We start from the raw sequence: 15,977 nt of genomic DNA, 5'->3' as shown, positions 1-15,977 counted from the left end.
GCAATAAAAAATACCCATGATAAAACTATCTGCTGTCATTATAACATTTAACGAAGATCGGTATATTGAAGAGTGCCTCAAGTCTCTTATAAATGTTGCAGATGAAATTGTAGTTGTTGATTCGTTTTCAACAGACAAAACGAAAGCCATCTGCACCAAATATAATGTTGTGTTTATTGAACAAGAATTTTTAGGTTATATAGAACAAAAGAATTTTGCATTATCACAAGCTAGCTACGACCATATAGTATCATTAGATGGTGACGAATCCTTGTCTGAAACATTACAAAAATCTATAATTGACCTCAAATCGAATTGGATATTTGACGGTTACTATGCCAACCGTTTTAATAATTTTTGTGGACAATGGATTAAACATTCTGATTGGTATCCTAACAAAAAATTACGCGTTTTTGATAAACGAAAAGCGCAATGGAAAGGTATTAATCCACATGACAGGATTGTTATTCAGTCCCTGGGAAAAACGGGACACCTTAAAGGAGATATACTACATCTTACCTACCAATCATATTCTGAATTTAATTTAAAGATGGAGTCCTTTTCATCCATATCTGCAAATGCCTATTTCGAGCTTGGTAAAACAGCGCCTTTCTATAAATTAATATGGAATCCTAGTTGGGCATTTTTTAAGGCGTATGTGTTACGCTTCGGGTTCTTAGATGGATTTAATGGTTTTATGATCTGCTATCAAACTGGTCATCTTACCTTTTTAAAATATGCAAAATTAAGAGAACTTAAAAAAGAAAAACAACATCTATTTCCAAAACTTAAGTAGCTTCTTCATCTTCTTTTTACGTCTTATTTTTGATCTAAACTCTTGTACTTCTTCCCACATTGCATGAAATACAACATCGTATGGTTTCCCATAACATTTGGCATATTCATCACTCATAATTTCCACCATATTTTTGTACTTAGATAGTCTTGCGAAATTTTTCATTCTCGCACTAAAATCCATTGGTAAAAATTTCATTCGGTTTAAATCTACAAGATAAAACTCATACGAATCATTATCAACGGTAATCAAGGTATTACCTGGAGAATGATCTAGAAACATAATTCCTTTTTCATGTAGCTGAAATGTAAACCTTGTAAATGCTCGTAATATAGCTTCGTAATTGGGATAATTAAAATCTGTAAGAAGCTCTCGGTAGGTTAAATCACATTCTAATTGCTCTGAAATATAGTAACTCTTATTAAACAGAAAGAGCGATTTATATTCATAATACGCAACAGGCTGTGGAGTTCCTACATCCAATTTCTGAAGTTCTTTTGCATATTCAAAAGAGCGTTGCGCTTTACTTTTTCGTAAAAATCGATAAGCAACCTGATTAACGACATTTGGTATTCTAAAAGACTTAACGTTGAGTGTTTTGTCTTCGAGTTTAAAAAGCTTTAAAGAATTTCTTTTTTGATTGCCATAATCTTCGCCTTTAATATCATAATTGGTAATGATATCGTCTAAAAACGCTTCATGCTGCTTAAAATTATCGTGTATGTTTTTTGTTCTATTCACAAAGGTATAATCAACGATAGTTAAACCGTTTAATCACTTGTTTTACGTGTTATTATAAGTCACTTTAATTGACAAAAATAATCATATTTTTATATTCTATTCTGTATTTACAAGTTAAATCGAAATCGCTATTTTTACTTTAAAACTAGGCGTTTTAATAACTCCTAATGTTATTCCCTAAAATTATAAAATCATTATCTTAAATTTACAATAAATAATACTTTAAATGCAGTTGTTAGATCTTATCGGTAGAAAGAACGAATTATTTGCACATGATGTAGAGATGCACACTGACGCATTAAAAAACATTATTTCCTCCTCTAAATTCCTAGTCCTTGGTGGAGCAGGCACAATTGGCCAAGCCATTACTAAAGAAATTTTTAACCGTCAACCGAAGAAACTTCACATCGTAGATATTAGTGAAAATAATTTGGTTGAATTGGTAAGGGATATCCGAAGTTCTTATGGTTATATTGATGGTGATTTTAAAACCTTCGCTTTAGATATTGGCTCTATGGCATATGATGCGTTTATTGCTTCAGACGGTAATTATGATTATGTATTAAACCTTTCTGCATTAAAACATGTGCGAAGCGAAGAAGATGCTTTTACTTTAATGCGCATGATTGATGTTAATATCTTGAATACTAAAAAAACCATTGAACAATCCATTGCTCACGGCGTAAAAAAATATTTCTGTGTCTCCACAGATAAAGCTACAAATCCTGTAAATATGATGGGAGCGTCAAAACGCATTATGGAACTTTTTCTAATGCAAAAAAGCAAAGACATCATTATTTCTACTGCGCGTTTTGCAAATGTGGCATGTTCCGATGGGTCTTTATTATATAGCTTTGAGCAACGGATTAAAAAACAACAGCCTATTGTAGCTCCAAACGATATAAAACGATACTTTATAACACCAAAAGAATCTGGTGAACTTTGTTTAATGTCGTGTGTTTTTGGCGAGAATAATGAAATATTTTTCCCACAACTTAACGAACACTTACACTCAATTAGCTTCGCTGATATTGCTATAAAATACATTAAGGGACTTGGTTACGACCCTTATTTATGCCACAACGAAAATGAAGCAAGGTTACTCTCCAAATCCTTACCTCAAATAGGACAATGGCCTTATTTATTGACAAAAAGTGATACTACAGGCGAAAAACAATTTGAAGAATTCTTTACAGAACAAGATACCATAGACATAGAACGTTTTAATACCATTGGTATAATCGAAAACAAACTTGTAAGCGATAACAGTAAAGAACTCGATACATTTTTAAATGGCATAAAAGAACTACAGATAAAACAATCTTGGACAAAAGAAGATTTAACCCAATTATTTTATAAAATATTACCGAACTTTAACCATAAGGAAACAGGTAAGTATTTAGATCATAAAATGTAACTGATGCATAACAAAATTGATGTTGTAATCATGGCTGGTGGAAAAGGAGAACGTTTAATGCCACTCACCCTAAACACTCCAAAACCGCTTTTAAAAATAGGCGATAAACCCATAATTGAATATAACACAGATCACCTCGCATCTTCCGGAATTAAGAACATAAACATCGCTGTCAATTATTTAAGTGATCAGATCATCACTTATTTTAAAGAAAACAATAAACATAAAATTCATTTTAATTTCATAAAAGAATCAAAGTCTTTAGGGACTATTGGTGCTTTAAAACTTATAGAACATTTTACAAATGATTATATATTAGTGATGAATGCAGATTTACTCACTAACGTCAATTTCGAAGCGGTTTTCAATAATTTTCTTTCAAAAAAAGGAGATGCATTAATTGCAACCATACCTTATAAAGTTAATATTCCACATGGAGTCGTTGAAACCAAAGCTGATTTTGTTACCGATTTAAAGGAAAAACCATCTTACACCTATTATTCAAACGCTGGTATTTATATGTTTAAAAAGGAGTGTTTCGAGTTTATTCCGGAAAACGACTTTTTTGATGCTACAGATTTAATTGAAATCTTATTGGCTAAGAATAAAAAAATTGTCAATTACCCGATTTTAAATTATTGGTTAGACATCGGAAAACCTGAAGATTTTGAAAAAGCACAACAAGATATTAAACATTTAAAGTTTTAGTGCATTGTTTTTTTCCACTCCCCTATTTCATCGCTAAATCTTAAATTAATTTGTGTACCCCAAAAAGGGCAGTATTCATTTTAAAAGATTAGTCACGTGTCGTATCTTTGCACAGCTAAAAATACAGTTACTTTTTAATTCATTTATAGAGCACCTGTAGTTTCAATTATCTTATGAATCACAAACAAGGATTAAAACACCCTATTTTTAAATATATCACTCAATCTGCAGAAGAATTGCAGGTAGAAAGTTACGTTATTGGAGGCTTTGTACGCGACTATTTTTTAGAACGTGGAAATGCAAAAGATATTGATGTGGTTGCTGTTGGAAGTGGTATTGAATTAGCAAAACAAGTCGCTAAAAACTTACCGAATCAACCAAAAGTTCAAGTTTTTAAAACTTATGGAACGGCCATGTTACAGTACGAGGATATTGAAATTGAATTTGTTGGTGCGCGTAAGGAAAGCTATAATGAAGACAGTAGAAATCCGGTGGTTGAAAACGGCACTTTAGAAGATGACCAAAACCGTCGCGATTTTACCATTAACGCTCTAGCTTTAAGTTTGAATGAAGGCAATTTCGGTGAGCTTCTAGATCCCTTTAATGGTCTTAGTGATTTAGACCAAGAGATTATTCGTACTCCTTTAGATCCGAATATTACCTATAGTGATGATCCGTTGCGCATGATGCGAGCGATTCGTTTTGCAACACAGCTAAATTTTAAAATTGAAGAAGCATCTCTTAAAGCTATTACCGATAATAAAGAGCGTATAACCATTATTACTAAAGAGCGTATTGTGGTTGAACTCAACAAAATTCTAGAGAGTAAAACACCTTCTATCGGATTTATTCATTTAGAGAAAACAGGATTATTAGATTATATTTTACCAGAATTAACAGCCTTAAAAGGTATTGATGAAATTGAAGGCCAGCGGCATAAAGATAATTTTTATCACACCCTAGAAGTCGTTGATAATATTGCTAAAACCACTGATAATCTTTGGTTGCGTTGGGCTGCATTATTACACGATATAGGAAAAGCACCAACGAAAAAATTTCATAAAAAAATCGGTTGGACGTTCCATGCTCACGAATTTGTAGGGTCTAAAATGGTCTATAAACTTTTCAAACGTTTAAAAATGCCATTGAATGACAAAATGAAATTTGTTCAAAAAATGGTTTTTATGAGTTCGCGACCAATAGTACTAGCTACCGAAGTAACAGATGCCGCAGTAAGACGTTTGGTGTTTGATGCAGGAGATAATGTTGAAGATTTAATGACGCTATGTGAAGCTGATATCACTACAAAGAATCCAAAAAAATTCAAAAAATATCATAATAACTTTCAGAAGGTAAGAGCTAAAATTGTTGAAGTTGAAGAACGCGACCAAGTTCGTAATTTTCAACCACCAGTTTCTGGAGAAGAAATTATGGAAACCTTTAATTTAAAGCCTTCAAGAGAAATCGGAATCATAAAAGAGGCGATAAAAGAAGCCATTTTAGAAGGAGAGATTCCTAATGACTATGAAGCCGCTTTTGAGTTGATGTTGGAGAAGGGTAAAAAACTAGGACTTGAAGCAGTAAGCAGTAAGCAGTAAGCAGTAAGCAGTAAGCAGTAAGCAGTAAGCAGTAAGCAGTAAGCAGTAAAATAATATTAATTCTTGTATTTATGGCTCATCAAACAAAAGAAAATAAGGCAGTTATATACTGGTTATTGACAGGTTGTGCTTTAATTTTTATAATGGTTATTGTTGGCGGTATCACCAGACTGACACATTCAGGTTTATCTATTTCAAATTACAAGTTAATTTCAGGAACCATTCCACCAATGAATGAGGTAGAATGGAATGAAGCTTTCGAACTTTATAAACAATACCCTGAATATCAAAAACTACATAATCACTTTGGTTTAGAAGAGTTTAAAGATATTTATTTTTGGGAATGGATTCATAGAGTTATTGGGAGATTTATAGGTTTAGTTTTTATAATTCCTTTCATCTACTTTTTAATCAAAAAACGCCTTTCAGCATCTATTATAAAAAAATCAATTGTGCTACTTCTTTTAGGAGGTTTTCAAGGCTTTTTGGGCTGGTATATGGTAAAATCTGGTTTAGTAGATGAGCCTAATGTGAGTCATTTTAGATTAGCAGCACATTTAACCACCGCATTCTTAACCTTTGCTTATACGTTTTGGGTGGCTTTAGATTTAATGTTTCCTAAGAAAAAAGTCATCGATAAAAAATTTAGAAATTTTATTAGAATTGGTTTAGCCGTTCTTATCCTTCAAATTATATATGGTGCTTTCGTGGCTGGTTTAGATGCTGGTTGGATTCATAACCATTGGCCATTAATGAGTGAAGGCAAATGGATTCACGAAACCGTTTATATTGAACACACCCCAACTTACCTCAACTTTTTAGAAGGTAAAAGTGGTGTTCAATTTGTGCATAGAACTTTGGCTTATGTCGTGGTGATTTTTATACTCGCCATTTGGTACAAAGCTAATAAAATGACACTTACCGGTTTTCAGAAGAAAGGGATTAACTTACTCTTAGTAATGGTAGGTGTTCAATTTTTATTAGGCGTTTTTACGTTGTTATTAGCAGTTCCGGTATGGTTAGGTGTACTGCATCAAGTAGGTGCATTTATTTTGTTAAGTGCTATGACATTTACCTTACATCGCTTTACGAAATAATTAAAAATGATTTAACTTTGCAGCATGATTTATAGATTTAGAATTATCCTAGATAACGATACCGAAGATGATGTGTTCCGCGATATAGAAATACGCGAAAATGACACTATGGAAGATTTACACAATACCATTACGCAATCTTTTGGGTTTGATGGTATGGAAATGGCTTCATTTTATGTAAGTGATGAGCAGTGGAATCAAGGTGAAGAAATCGCTATGATGGACATGAGCGAAGCTGGTAATGAAGTAAAGATGATGAACGAAACGGTTATCAACTCTATTATTCACGAAGCATCTACACGTCTCATATACCTTTACGATTTTATGAATATGTGGACGTTTTATGTCGAACTAGGTGAAATCGTCGAAGAAGCAGAAGGTACGGATTACCCGAATCTAATGTTTGTTCATGGTCAAATTCCTGATGAAGCTCCAGAAAAAACGTTTGAAGCTGAAGAAGATGATGACGACTATAATGAATTTGAAGACGACTTAGATATTGATGATTACAGTGATTTAGACTTTGATGAAAATTGGAATTAACTAAATCGCTTTAAATTAACATCCTCATAGTTGCGCTTTACAAAATCAAGTGCATTTTTTAAAACTTCACCCATGTTTTTGCTTTTTTTAAAGTTAATATCAAGGGTGTAGTTGTAAATATCTTCTTTTAGTATTTCAATATGTTTCGGGATCGATATTTCGTCCGCTTCCATACAATTTAATAATGCTTTTAATCGCGAGCGGTAACTAATCATTCGCTTGGCAACTATAGAGCGTTCCTCAATTTTATACTGATCTATGGATTCGTGTTGAATTTTTTCACGCACCAATTCGACCATCTTAAAGTTCTCTTTAAAAAATTGCGGCCTATAAATCTTAAGATTACCCTCATACGATTGCTGATCAAAATCAATGGCTCTAATTTTAAAAACGACATGATCAAAATCGTGTGTTGGAACAATGACATAATTATAAGAACGCATGTCTCCCAAAAGCCGAATTAAACAACGTTCATTAAACTTCACAAACTCTTTGGCTATTTGCGCTTTTTCAGACGAACTACAATTGGGTAACATATTCTTTATAAACTCATCCCCCGGAATACCTGCAATATGCTCTTCAATCAACGTATCCTTACAAACCAAAAAATTAATTTGATATGGCGATAGCATCTGCTCTAATTCTAATCCATAAACTCGTGATGCATCAGCTGTTTTGACATAAAAATAAGTAAAATTATCATTGAGAATATTTCTCACTTTTATTCTGAAAGGTTTAGAATTACCGAATGTGCAAAAATCAATGGCATCAACACTAAGGTATTTTAAGATGCTAGTACCACCATCTGAAATTAAATTTGAGTATACTTGTTTTAAACTAATATCAATTTCTTCGCGCTCAAATCCATTGTAATACACGCGCACCCAAAGCGTATCAACATCATCTTTGTCATAAACAACCACAGAACCTTGAAAGCGTAATAAATCAGAATAGAAAATAGGTAAATCTATATTTCTTCTATATTTAGATAAATACGTATCCAATTTTTCAGAAACAGGGTATGTTGGTTTTCGTTTTGATATTTTTAAATCCTCACTCATGTGATAAATTTAAGGGTTTTAAAATGAATAATAAAAGTTACTTTTAAATTTGATTAAATTATCTTTCAAAGATCTAGAAACGAATTAAATCAATAATTTTGACCAATTAATTATTATAAAATAAAAATCCGTGTAACAAATAAAAGCATTAATCGTCTTATAAACATAACCAACTTTTGCTGAACTTACTTCAGCATCTCAAAAACCAGTCATTTTGGAGCCAATCCTTACTATCAATAATCTTACAAAGAAATTCGGTTATCTCACTGCCGTAAAAAACCTAAGCTTTACAATTAACAAAGGCAATGTCTACGGCATTTTAGGTCCTAACGGAAGTGGTAAATCTACAACTTTAGGTATCGTTCTAAATGTGGTGAACAAAACACATGGCGATTTTCATTGGTTTGATGGCAATACCTCAACTCACGATGCCTTAAAGCAAGTTGGTGCAATCATTGAGCGTCCAAACTTTTATCCGTACATGACGGCTGAACAAAATTTAAAATTAGTTTGCCGTATAAAAGGAGTGGATCGAAGTAAAATTGAAGAAAAACTTGCTGTCGTCGGATTGCTAGATAGAAAAGATCATAAGTTCAGAACTTATTCTTTAGGGATGAAACAGCGTTTAGCTATCGCTTCTGCCCTACTTAATGACCCAGAAATTTTAATACTAGATGAGCCTACTAACGGTTTAGATCCACAAGGAATCCATCAAATACGACAAATTATAAAAGATATTGCTGCCAATGGTACAACTATTCTTTTGGCTTCTCACCTTTTGGATGAAGTTGAAAAAGTATGCTCGCATGTGGTTGTGCTTCGTAAAGGAGAAAAATTATATGCAGGTCGTGTAGATGAAATGATTAATAGTCATGGTTTTTTCGAATTAAAATCTGAAAAACATCAAGAACTTATAGGCCTATTAGAGTTACATTCAAATATTGGTAAAATAAAAGTTGAAGGAGAATTGATTACTGCTTTCTTAAACGAACCAATGTCGGCTTCCGATTTTAATAAATTAATGTTTGACAAAGGTATTTTACTATCACACCTCGTAAAACGTAAAGAAAGTTTGGAAGAGCAATTCTTACAACTCACAGACAACCAATAAACCAATCAAAGAACAGCATAATTCTCATCATTTGAGAGTGCGCAAAACCAATCAAATATGTTACGTCTTATAAAAATAGAATTTCAAAAACTTTGGCTTAATAAAGTCAGCCTTGTTTTAATATTTATCTCCTTTATTTTACCATTTACAGTACTTATTTTATCATCCATTAAAATAAATTTTTTCGGCTTTTTCACTCTCGAATTAGGTGAGTTAGGTATTTTTAATTTTCCAATTATTTGGCATATCACTACCTTTTTCGCCTCTTATTTTAAGTTCTTTTTTGCTATTGTCGTCGTAAGTATGATTGGTAACGAATACAGTAACAAAACTTTAAAACAAAACCTAATAGATGGTTTAAGTAAGAAAGAATTTATACTTTCTAAATTCTATACAATTGTATTTTTCTCATTGTGTGCCACCGTACTTATTGGCGCTGCCACATTTTTAATTGGAATGTACTATTCAAGTTATACGGAAGCCACTATTATTTTTAGAGAAGTTGAATTTTTACTAGCCTATTTTGTAAAGCTCGTTGGATTCTTCAGTCTATGTTTATTTTTCGGCATGTTGGTAAAACGTTCTGCATTTGCTTTAGCGTTCTTGGTAGTGCTTTACATCGTGGAGTGGTTAATATTTTGGGCAGCAGTCTATGTATCCGGAACTGTAGAAACAGCATTTAAGGTCAAAGGTTTTTTACCTCTAGAATCCATGTACAACCTTATCAATCAACCTATACAACGTATTGTAATGACTAAATTCCCAGAAAAAACGGATATTATGTACGACTATGCTGTACATTGGTATGAGATTGCTATCGTTTTAGGTTGGACGGCATTATTCGTATTTTTATCTTTTCAGTTGCTAAAAAAGAGAGATTTGTAAAAAATTGGTTTACAATTATACACCGTTAAATCTTAGGGTTTTTATGTTCTAGTTGCTATATTGTGTGCCTGATGTGTAATATTCACATTAAGCTCTTATGAAAAGGACCTTTTTAATTTTATTATTACTTATTAGTGCTCATCTTTTTGCTCAAAGTGAGGCTTCATTTTGGTATTTTGGCCGTAACGCTGGTCTACAATTTAATGCCGAAACAGGGACTGTAACTGCAATAACTAATGGCCAAGTAGATACGTTAGAGGGTTGTACTTCTATTGCCGATTCTGATGGGAATTTATTATTTTATTCTGACGGAAGAACCGTATGGAATAGAAATCATCAAATTATGGCAAATGGTGATTACTTTGGTGGCACCGGGCTATTAGGCGATCCATCTAGTACTTCTTCTGGTCTCATTGTTCCTAAACCTGAAGACCCCGACAAGTATTACCTTTTTACCGTAGATGAGCCGCATCATAATAATGCAAGCACATATCCTAATCAATACACTGGTACTTATGAAGGAGGAGGAACTATTCCGTCTCAAGATGATGGCTATAACAATGGTTTTAACTATTCATTAATAGACATGACTTTAAATGCTGGCTTAGGAGATGTAGATGCCGGAGAAAAGAATATACATTTAGTAACCTATGATGCATCTATTCCGTTAGAAGTTCAATATAAAAGTTCAGAAAAAATTACGGCTGTTCGTGCTGAAGATTGTTCGTCCTTTTGGGTGATTACGCATTTGGGTAATAAATTTTACGCATTTAGAATTGGCATCAATGGCGTACAATCTACGCCTGTTATCTCAGAAGTTGGTCCTTATATTCCTATTGAAGGGTATAGACGAAATTCTTTAGGATACATTAAATCCTCACCTGATGGGTCTAAACTAGTTGCTGCCAATTATGGTGAAGCTATACTTGCGGGTAACAATGCGCCTGGCAATGTTTTTTTATACGATTTTAATAACGAAACCGGAACGATATCCAATCCATTAGAACTTTACAGTTCACAAAACGGAAATAGTCCTTATGGTGTAGAATTTTCTGCAGAAAGCAGAAAAGTATATGCCACAATGAGCGAAGGAGCTTCTGGTGACGGTACCAGCCATATATTACAATGGAATTTAGAAAGCGATGATATTCCTAATTCGCTACAAGTCATTCATTCCTCTAACGATGTTTCTGCTGGTGCGTTGCAATTAGGTATTGATCGACGTATTTATAGAGCAAATCTAAGCTATAATGGCAATCCCACAATTTCAAAATATTTAGGTATCATTAATAATCCTGAAGCTGATGGATCGGCAGCTGATTACAACGAACGCGGGATATTATTAGATATTAATGGCTCAAATCAAAACACTAGTACAATTGGATTACCTCCATTTATCCAATCTTTATTTAATTCTGAAACGGATATTATTAGAAATGGTATTAGTACTACCGAATTAAAATTATGCACCAATGATACTTACATATTACAAGCTGATGACATTGCTGGTGCGGATTATGTTTGGTCCTTTGATGGAGTTCCTTTAGCTGAAACATCAGCCCAATTACGAGTGGATACTCCTGGTTTTTATGAAGTTTATATTGAACAGAACAATGGTGAATGTCCAATAACAGGTAGTGCTGTTGTTGGTGTTTTTGAAATTCCTGTGGCACATCCACTTTCAGATGTTTTCGTTTGCGATAATAATGACAACGACGGATTTACAAGCTTCGATTTTACAACTAAAAATCCTGAAGCGTTATTGACCCAAGACGCTTTAGACTATAATGTAAGCTACTATGAAACACCCGAGGATGCAAACTCTGGGGAAAATGAATTAACGTTTCCATACACCAATACGGCTAATCCACAAACCCTATTTGTCCGTGTAGATAACGCAAGCAACACCAATTGTTTTGCTGTCAATTCTTTTGATATTGAAGTATTTAATACACCTCAAATTCCAACATTAAACACCATTGAGTTTTGTGATAATCTCGGCAATGTTATGGACGGTATTGCCACAATAGCACTTGGAGATATCATTCCAACGCTTAGAGACGCTCAACCGGAAACAGACCTTAATATCACATTCCATGGTTCACAAGATCATGCAGATACAAACACCAGCGCATTGCCACTTAATTACACCAATACAAACGCAATTAACGACACTATTTTTGTTAGAGTAGAAAACACGCTAAACACTAATTGCTTTAATACAGCTTCTTTTAATGTGGTAATTAATCCTATTCCTGTAGCCAATGATATTACAATTATTCAATGTGATGAAGATGGTATTCCTGAAGGTTTCACTATTTTTAATTTGAAAGAAAGTATCGGCGAGATTACAGATAACGCATTAAATACAAGTGTTGATTTTTACACCTCTCAAACTGATGCTGAAAATGAAGTAAACGCGATTCATGCGGATGCCTTTTACAATTACTTCAACCCTCAAACCGTATATGCAAGAGTCACAAATTCAAATTCCGACTGTGCCAACATTAGTGAAATTACTTTAGAAATTAGTACAACCTCTTCAAACGACGCAAGTTTATCTTTATGTGATACAGACGGCAGCGAAGATGGATTTATGACATTTAATCTTACCGATGCTAACGCTACAGTTTTAGCCAACTCCCCTGTAGGGTTAGATGTAGTGTATTATGAAACCTATGATGATGCCTTATTAGAAACTAATGCTATCGGTGCAACATATACCAATACCATACCTTACCAACACACTATTTATGCACGAGTAGAAAATGCCAGTGCTTGTTATGGTATAAGTCAAATCGCCTTAACTGTTTTTGAATTACCAAATATTGAAACTGAATTTGAAACGTTCTATTGTTTGAATTTCTCGCCAGAAACAATTCTGTTAGATGGAGGGATTATAAACGATTCTGCTAGTAACTACTATTACAATTGGTCTACCGGAGAAAACACATCTGAAATTGAAATAAATGCGCCAGGAACTTACAATGTTAGAGTCTCTAATACCAATGGCTGTTTTAAAGACCGAACGATTACTGTTTTAGCATCTAATATAGCCACCATCTCACAAATTGAAGTGATTGATGCGTCTCAGAACAATTCTATTTCTATAATGGTGAATGGCGAAGGAGTTTACGAATATGCGATCGATGCTATTAACGGCCCTTACCAAGATAGCAATACCTTTAATAATATTGAACCAGGGTTATATACCGTTTATGTTCGTGATAAAAATAATTGTGGCATTGTAGAAGATTTAGTTTCGGTTATTGGTTTTCCTAAATTTTTCACGCCAAATAATGATTCTAAAAACGATTTTTGGCAGGTTTATGGTATTACTAATGATTTTCAAGCACATTCTACTGTATTAATTTTTGATAGATATGGAAAACTTTTAAAAGAACTCGACCCTCTAAGTCTTGGTTGGGATGGTACCTTCAACGGAGAAAAAATGCCAACAAGCGACTATTGGTTTAAAGTAACCTTAGAAGACGGACGCACATTTACAAATCACTTTACATTAAAACGATGATGAATACCCCTAATTTCATAAAAAAAGCTATAGTATTGATTTGGTGCTTTTTTTGTTGTACACTTATTTATGCCCAACAACCTAATGATTGCCAATTTGCCGTAACAGTATGTGGCAATTCTGATTTTAGTTTAGATGTAAATGGTGTTGGTACGCAAGAACTAAACAATTCTAATACCTGTGGAAGTCAAGAAAACAATAGTATTTGGCTAGAAGTTAATATAGCTACGGATGGGACACTGGCATTTACTCTGACTCCGAGTAGTTCTAATATTAGTGAAGATTATGATTTCTTCGTTTTTGGACCTAATGTAAGCTGTGGTAATATCGGACAAGCCATTAGATGTTCCACTACAAATCCTGCGGCAGCTAACCAAGGAAATAATAGAACAGGATTAAACGCTACATCTACAGAAACATCTGATGGACCAGGTGCAGCCGGGGATAGTTTCGTAAGCGCTATTGATGTCTTAGCAGGCGAAAGCTACTTTATTGTAATTGATAGACCGGTTGGTAATAGTCCGTTTTCATTAGAGTGGACTGGTACAGCTTCTTTTCCAGAAGCACCATCAAACCCTTTGGTTAATAATACCACTACAATCAGTTTACCAAGCCTAGAAGTTTGCGATTCTACAGCTCCTTATGATGATAATATCACAGAATTTAACCTCAACATTTTAACTCAAGATATTATTAATGGAGAATCAGATGTTATGGTAACCTATCATAAATCTGAAAGTGATGCCAACATTAATGTAAATGGTTTAGGCAATATTTTCAATAACACATCTAGTACTGAGACTATATATGTAAGAATAGAAAACTTAACGACGGGTTGTTATATTATTAATGATTTTGATATAAATGTTTCGGTACTTACTAATTTTAATGCCACTACAGATTATAATATTTGTGATGATGATTTAGATGGAAACGAGCAAAACGGTATTTCTACATTTGATTTTAATGTGAAGTCTCAAGAAATTATTGACGGCATTGCAGGTACCAATTATGCTATTAGCTATCATTTAAGCCAAGCAAATGCAGAAACATTAATGTCAGCCCTGCCTCTTAATTATAGAACTGCTACCCCTACTCCAACTGAAATATTTGTTAGAATTGAAGATTTAGATTCTGGCTGTATTGGTTTTACCTCTTTTAATATTTTTGTTAACCCTAAACCAGTGGCTAATAACGTTTCACTTATACAGTGTGATGAAGATGGTATTCCTGAAGGATTTACAACATTTAACATTACGCAAGCATCGGATGAAATTACACAAGGAGACCCAAATGCAACTATAGAATATTACCTCTCTCAGGTTGATGCTGAGAATCAATCAAACGCTATTGACGGTAGTTCTTTTGATAATTTTTTTAACCCACAAATTATTTATACTAGAGTCACCAACACTAATACAAGCTGTGTTAACTTTAGTGAAATTTCTCTAGAAGTTAGTACAACCTCCACTAACAACGCTAACATCGCGTTATGTGATACAGATGGCACTGAAGACGGTTTTATGGAATTTAATCTTGGTGATAGCAACGCTGAGATATTAGCTGGCTCCCCTGCAAATTTAGATGTGGTATATTATGAAACTTACGAAGAGGCTTTAACTGAAAGCAATCCACTTGGTACTACTTTCACTAATACTGTGGCTTATAATCAAACCATTTATGGACGTGTAGAAAATGTTAATGCCTGTTATGGAATTAGCGAAATAGAACTTACTGTTTTTAGACTCCCTAATATTGAAACCACATTTGAAACACAATATTGTCTCAACTTTTTTCCCGACACGATAACTATTAATGGTGGGCTTATTGATGATATTCCTAACAATTACTACTATGACTGGTCAACGGGAGAAGACACCTCTACCATAGAAATCAATGCACCAGGAACTTATACAGTAAGAGTCACCAATACGAATGGATGTTTTAAAGATAGAACTGTAACTGTTTTACCTTCAAATATTGCTACAGTTTCGAATATTGAAGTTATTGATGCTACTCAGAATAATACGATCTCCGTTTTTGTAAGTGGTGAAGGAGATTATGAATATGCGCTAGATAATCGTAATGGTCCTTACCAAGATGCCACGACTTTCCAAGATGTAGCTCCAGGACTCTACACTGTTTACATTAGAGATAAAAATAATTGTGGGGTCGCAGACGCCTTAGTTTCTGTGATCGGTTTCCCTAAATTCTTTACGCCAAATGCCGATGCCAAAAATGATCATTGGCAAGTAAAGGGGATTTCGTCTCTTTTTCAATCCAATTCTTCTGTGTTGATATTTGACCGTTATGGCAAACTATTAAAAGAGCTAGATCCGCTTAGTGTCGGTTGGGACGGAACATTTAACGGTAAAGTGATGCCAAATAGTGATTATTGGTTTAAAGTTGACCTTCAAGATGGACGAACATTTACCAATCATTTTTCGTTGAAACGGTAATTTTAAAAATTGTATTTTCGTTTGACCAA

The 15,977-nt window shown here is 33.8% G+C and carries 12 protein-coding genes; 10 read left to right on the top strand and 2 right to left on the bottom strand.

Translation table 11 applies throughout. From position 1 onward, the window contains the following. The first annotated feature begins 16 nt into the window (after window positions 1-16). On the top strand, window positions 17-796 hold the full coding sequence (locus DFQ09_RS07675) for a glycosyltransferase family 2 protein (protein WP_115809078.1): 780 nt from the start codon (window positions 17-19) through the stop codon (window positions 794-796). On the opposite strand, the gene DFQ09_RS07670 is transcribed toward DFQ09_RS07675, so the two are convergent. Further along, a complete protein-coding gene (locus DFQ09_RS07670) occupies window positions 776-1,537 on the bottom strand; it encodes a lipopolysaccharide kinase InaA family protein (protein ID WP_115809077.1) in 762 nt (253 codons plus the stop codon). The two genes, DFQ09_RS07675 and DFQ09_RS07670, sit on opposite strands and share 21 nt — an antisense overlap. Window positions 1,538-1,763: 226 nt before the next feature. Here DFQ09_RS07670 and DFQ09_RS07665 point away from each other — a divergent pair, with 226 nt between their 5' ends. The 5 genes from DFQ09_RS07665 (at window position 1,764) to DFQ09_RS07645 (ending at window position 6,900) form a co-directional block, all read left to right on the top strand. Further along, complete coding sequence (locus tag DFQ09_RS07665; protein WP_115809076.1) at window positions 1,764-2,954, top strand: UDP-N-acetylglucosamine 4,6-dehydratase; 1,191 nt, start codon at window positions 1,764-1,766, stop codon at window positions 2,952-2,954. A 3-nt stretch (window positions 2,955-2,957) separates the two neighbouring features. Continuing rightward, on the top strand, window positions 2,958-3,662 hold the full coding sequence (locus tag DFQ09_RS07660; RefSeq protein ID WP_115809075.1) for a nucleotidyltransferase family protein: 705 nt from the start codon (window positions 2,958-2,960) through the stop codon (window positions 3,660-3,662). Between the two features lie 173 nt (window positions 3,663-3,835). Next, a complete protein-coding gene (locus tag DFQ09_RS07655; protein WP_115809074.1) occupies window positions 3,836-5,260 on the top strand; it encodes a CCA tRNA nucleotidyltransferase in 1,425 nt (474 codons plus the stop codon). Window positions 5,261-5,331: 71 nt separating this feature from the next. Continuing rightward, window positions 5,332-6,357, top strand: a complete 1,026-nt coding sequence (locus DFQ09_RS07650; protein ID WP_115809073.1) for a COX15/CtaA family protein — start codon at window positions 5,332-5,334, stop codon at window positions 6,355-6,357. 24 nt (window positions 6,358-6,381) lie between these two features. After that, a complete protein-coding gene (locus DFQ09_RS07645) occupies window positions 6,382-6,900 on the top strand; it encodes an IS1096 element passenger TnpR family protein (RefSeq protein ID WP_020894948.1) in 519 nt (172 codons plus the stop codon). Here the strand turns inward: DFQ09_RS07645 and DFQ09_RS07640 are convergent. Further along, window positions 6,897-7,961 carry a hypothetical protein gene (locus DFQ09_RS07640; protein ID WP_115809072.1) on the bottom strand — a complete coding sequence of 355 codons (1,065 nt, stop codon included), beginning with the start codon at window positions 7,959-7,961 and terminating at the stop codon, window positions 6,897-6,899. The genes DFQ09_RS07645 and DFQ09_RS07640 overlap by 4 nt on opposite strands. 214 nt (window positions 7,962-8,175) lie before the next feature. Here DFQ09_RS07640 and DFQ09_RS07635 point away from each other — a divergent pair, with 214 nt between their 5' ends. The 4 genes from DFQ09_RS07635 (at window position 8,176) to DFQ09_RS07620 (ending at window position 15,948) form a co-directional block, all read left to right on the top strand. Beyond that, a complete protein-coding gene (locus DFQ09_RS07635; RefSeq protein ID WP_115809071.1) occupies window positions 8,176-9,072 on the top strand; it encodes an ABC transporter ATP-binding protein in 897 nt (298 codons plus the stop codon). A gap of 57 nt (window positions 9,073-9,129) precedes the next feature. Continuing rightward, on the top strand, window positions 9,130-9,957 hold the full coding sequence (locus tag DFQ09_RS07630) for an ABC transporter permease (RefSeq protein WP_115809070.1): 828 nt from the start codon (window positions 9,130-9,132) through the stop codon (window positions 9,955-9,957). A gap of 97 nt (window positions 9,958-10,054) precedes the next feature. Beyond that, a complete protein-coding gene (locus tag DFQ09_RS07625) occupies window positions 10,055-13,489 on the top strand; it encodes a T9SS type B sorting domain-containing protein (protein WP_115809069.1) in 3,435 nt (1,144 codons plus the stop codon). Further along, the gene (locus DFQ09_RS07620; protein WP_115809068.1) at window positions 13,486-15,948 is read left to right on the top strand and encodes a T9SS type B sorting domain-containing protein; all 2,463 of its coding nucleotides are present in this window, start codon (window positions 13,486-13,488) and stop codon (window positions 15,946-15,948) included. Before DFQ09_RS07625 ends, DFQ09_RS07620 begins: the two co-directional genes overlap by 4 nt. The last annotated feature ends 29 nt before the right edge of the window (window positions 15,949-15,977 follow it).

This window comes from Winogradskyella pacifica (genome assembly GCF_003386275.1).
GTDB classification, from domain to species: domain Bacteria; phylum Bacteroidota; class Bacteroidia; order Flavobacteriales; family Flavobacteriaceae; genus Winogradskyella; species Winogradskyella pacifica.
The sequence above is the reverse complement of the archived record's forward strand: the minus strand, read 5'-3'. Positions and strand labels throughout refer to the sequence as shown.

Bases quoted from the DNA above. Each gene is read 5' to 3' on its own strand.
- DFQ09_RS07675 (WP_115809078.1), top strand. From the start codon at position 17: ATGATAAAACTATCTGCTGTCATTATAACATTTAACGAAGATCGGTAT.
- DFQ09_RS07665 (WP_115809076.1), top strand. From the start codon at position 1,764: ATGCAGTTGTTAGATCTTATCGGTAGAAAGAACGAATTATTTGCACAT.
- DFQ09_RS07660 (WP_115809075.1), top strand. From the start codon at position 2,958: ATGCATAACAAAATTGATGTTGTAATCATGGCTGGTGGAAAAGGAGAA.
- DFQ09_RS07655 (WP_115809074.1), top strand. From the start codon at position 3,836: ATGAATCACAAACAAGGATTAAAACACCCTATTTTTAAATATATCACT.
- DFQ09_RS07650 (WP_115809073.1), top strand. From the start codon at position 5,332: ATGGCTCATCAAACAAAAGAAAATAAGGCAGTTATATACTGGTTATTG.
- DFQ09_RS07645 (WP_020894948.1), top strand. From the start codon at position 6,382: ATGATTTATAGATTTAGAATTATCCTAGATAACGATACCGAAGATGAT.
- DFQ09_RS07640 (WP_115809072.1), bottom strand. From the start codon at position 7,961: ATGAGTGAGGATTTAAAAATATCAAAACGAAAACCAACATACCCTGTT.
- DFQ09_RS07630 (WP_115809070.1), top strand. From the start codon at position 9,130: ATGTTACGTCTTATAAAAATAGAATTTCAAAAACTTTGGCTTAATAAA.
- DFQ09_RS07625 (WP_115809069.1), top strand. From the start codon at position 10,055: ATGAAAAGGACCTTTTTAATTTTATTATTACTTATTAGTGCTCATCTT.
- DFQ09_RS07620 (WP_115809068.1), top strand. From the start codon at position 13,486: ATGATGAATACCCCTAATTTCATAAAAAAAGCTATAGTATTGATTTGG.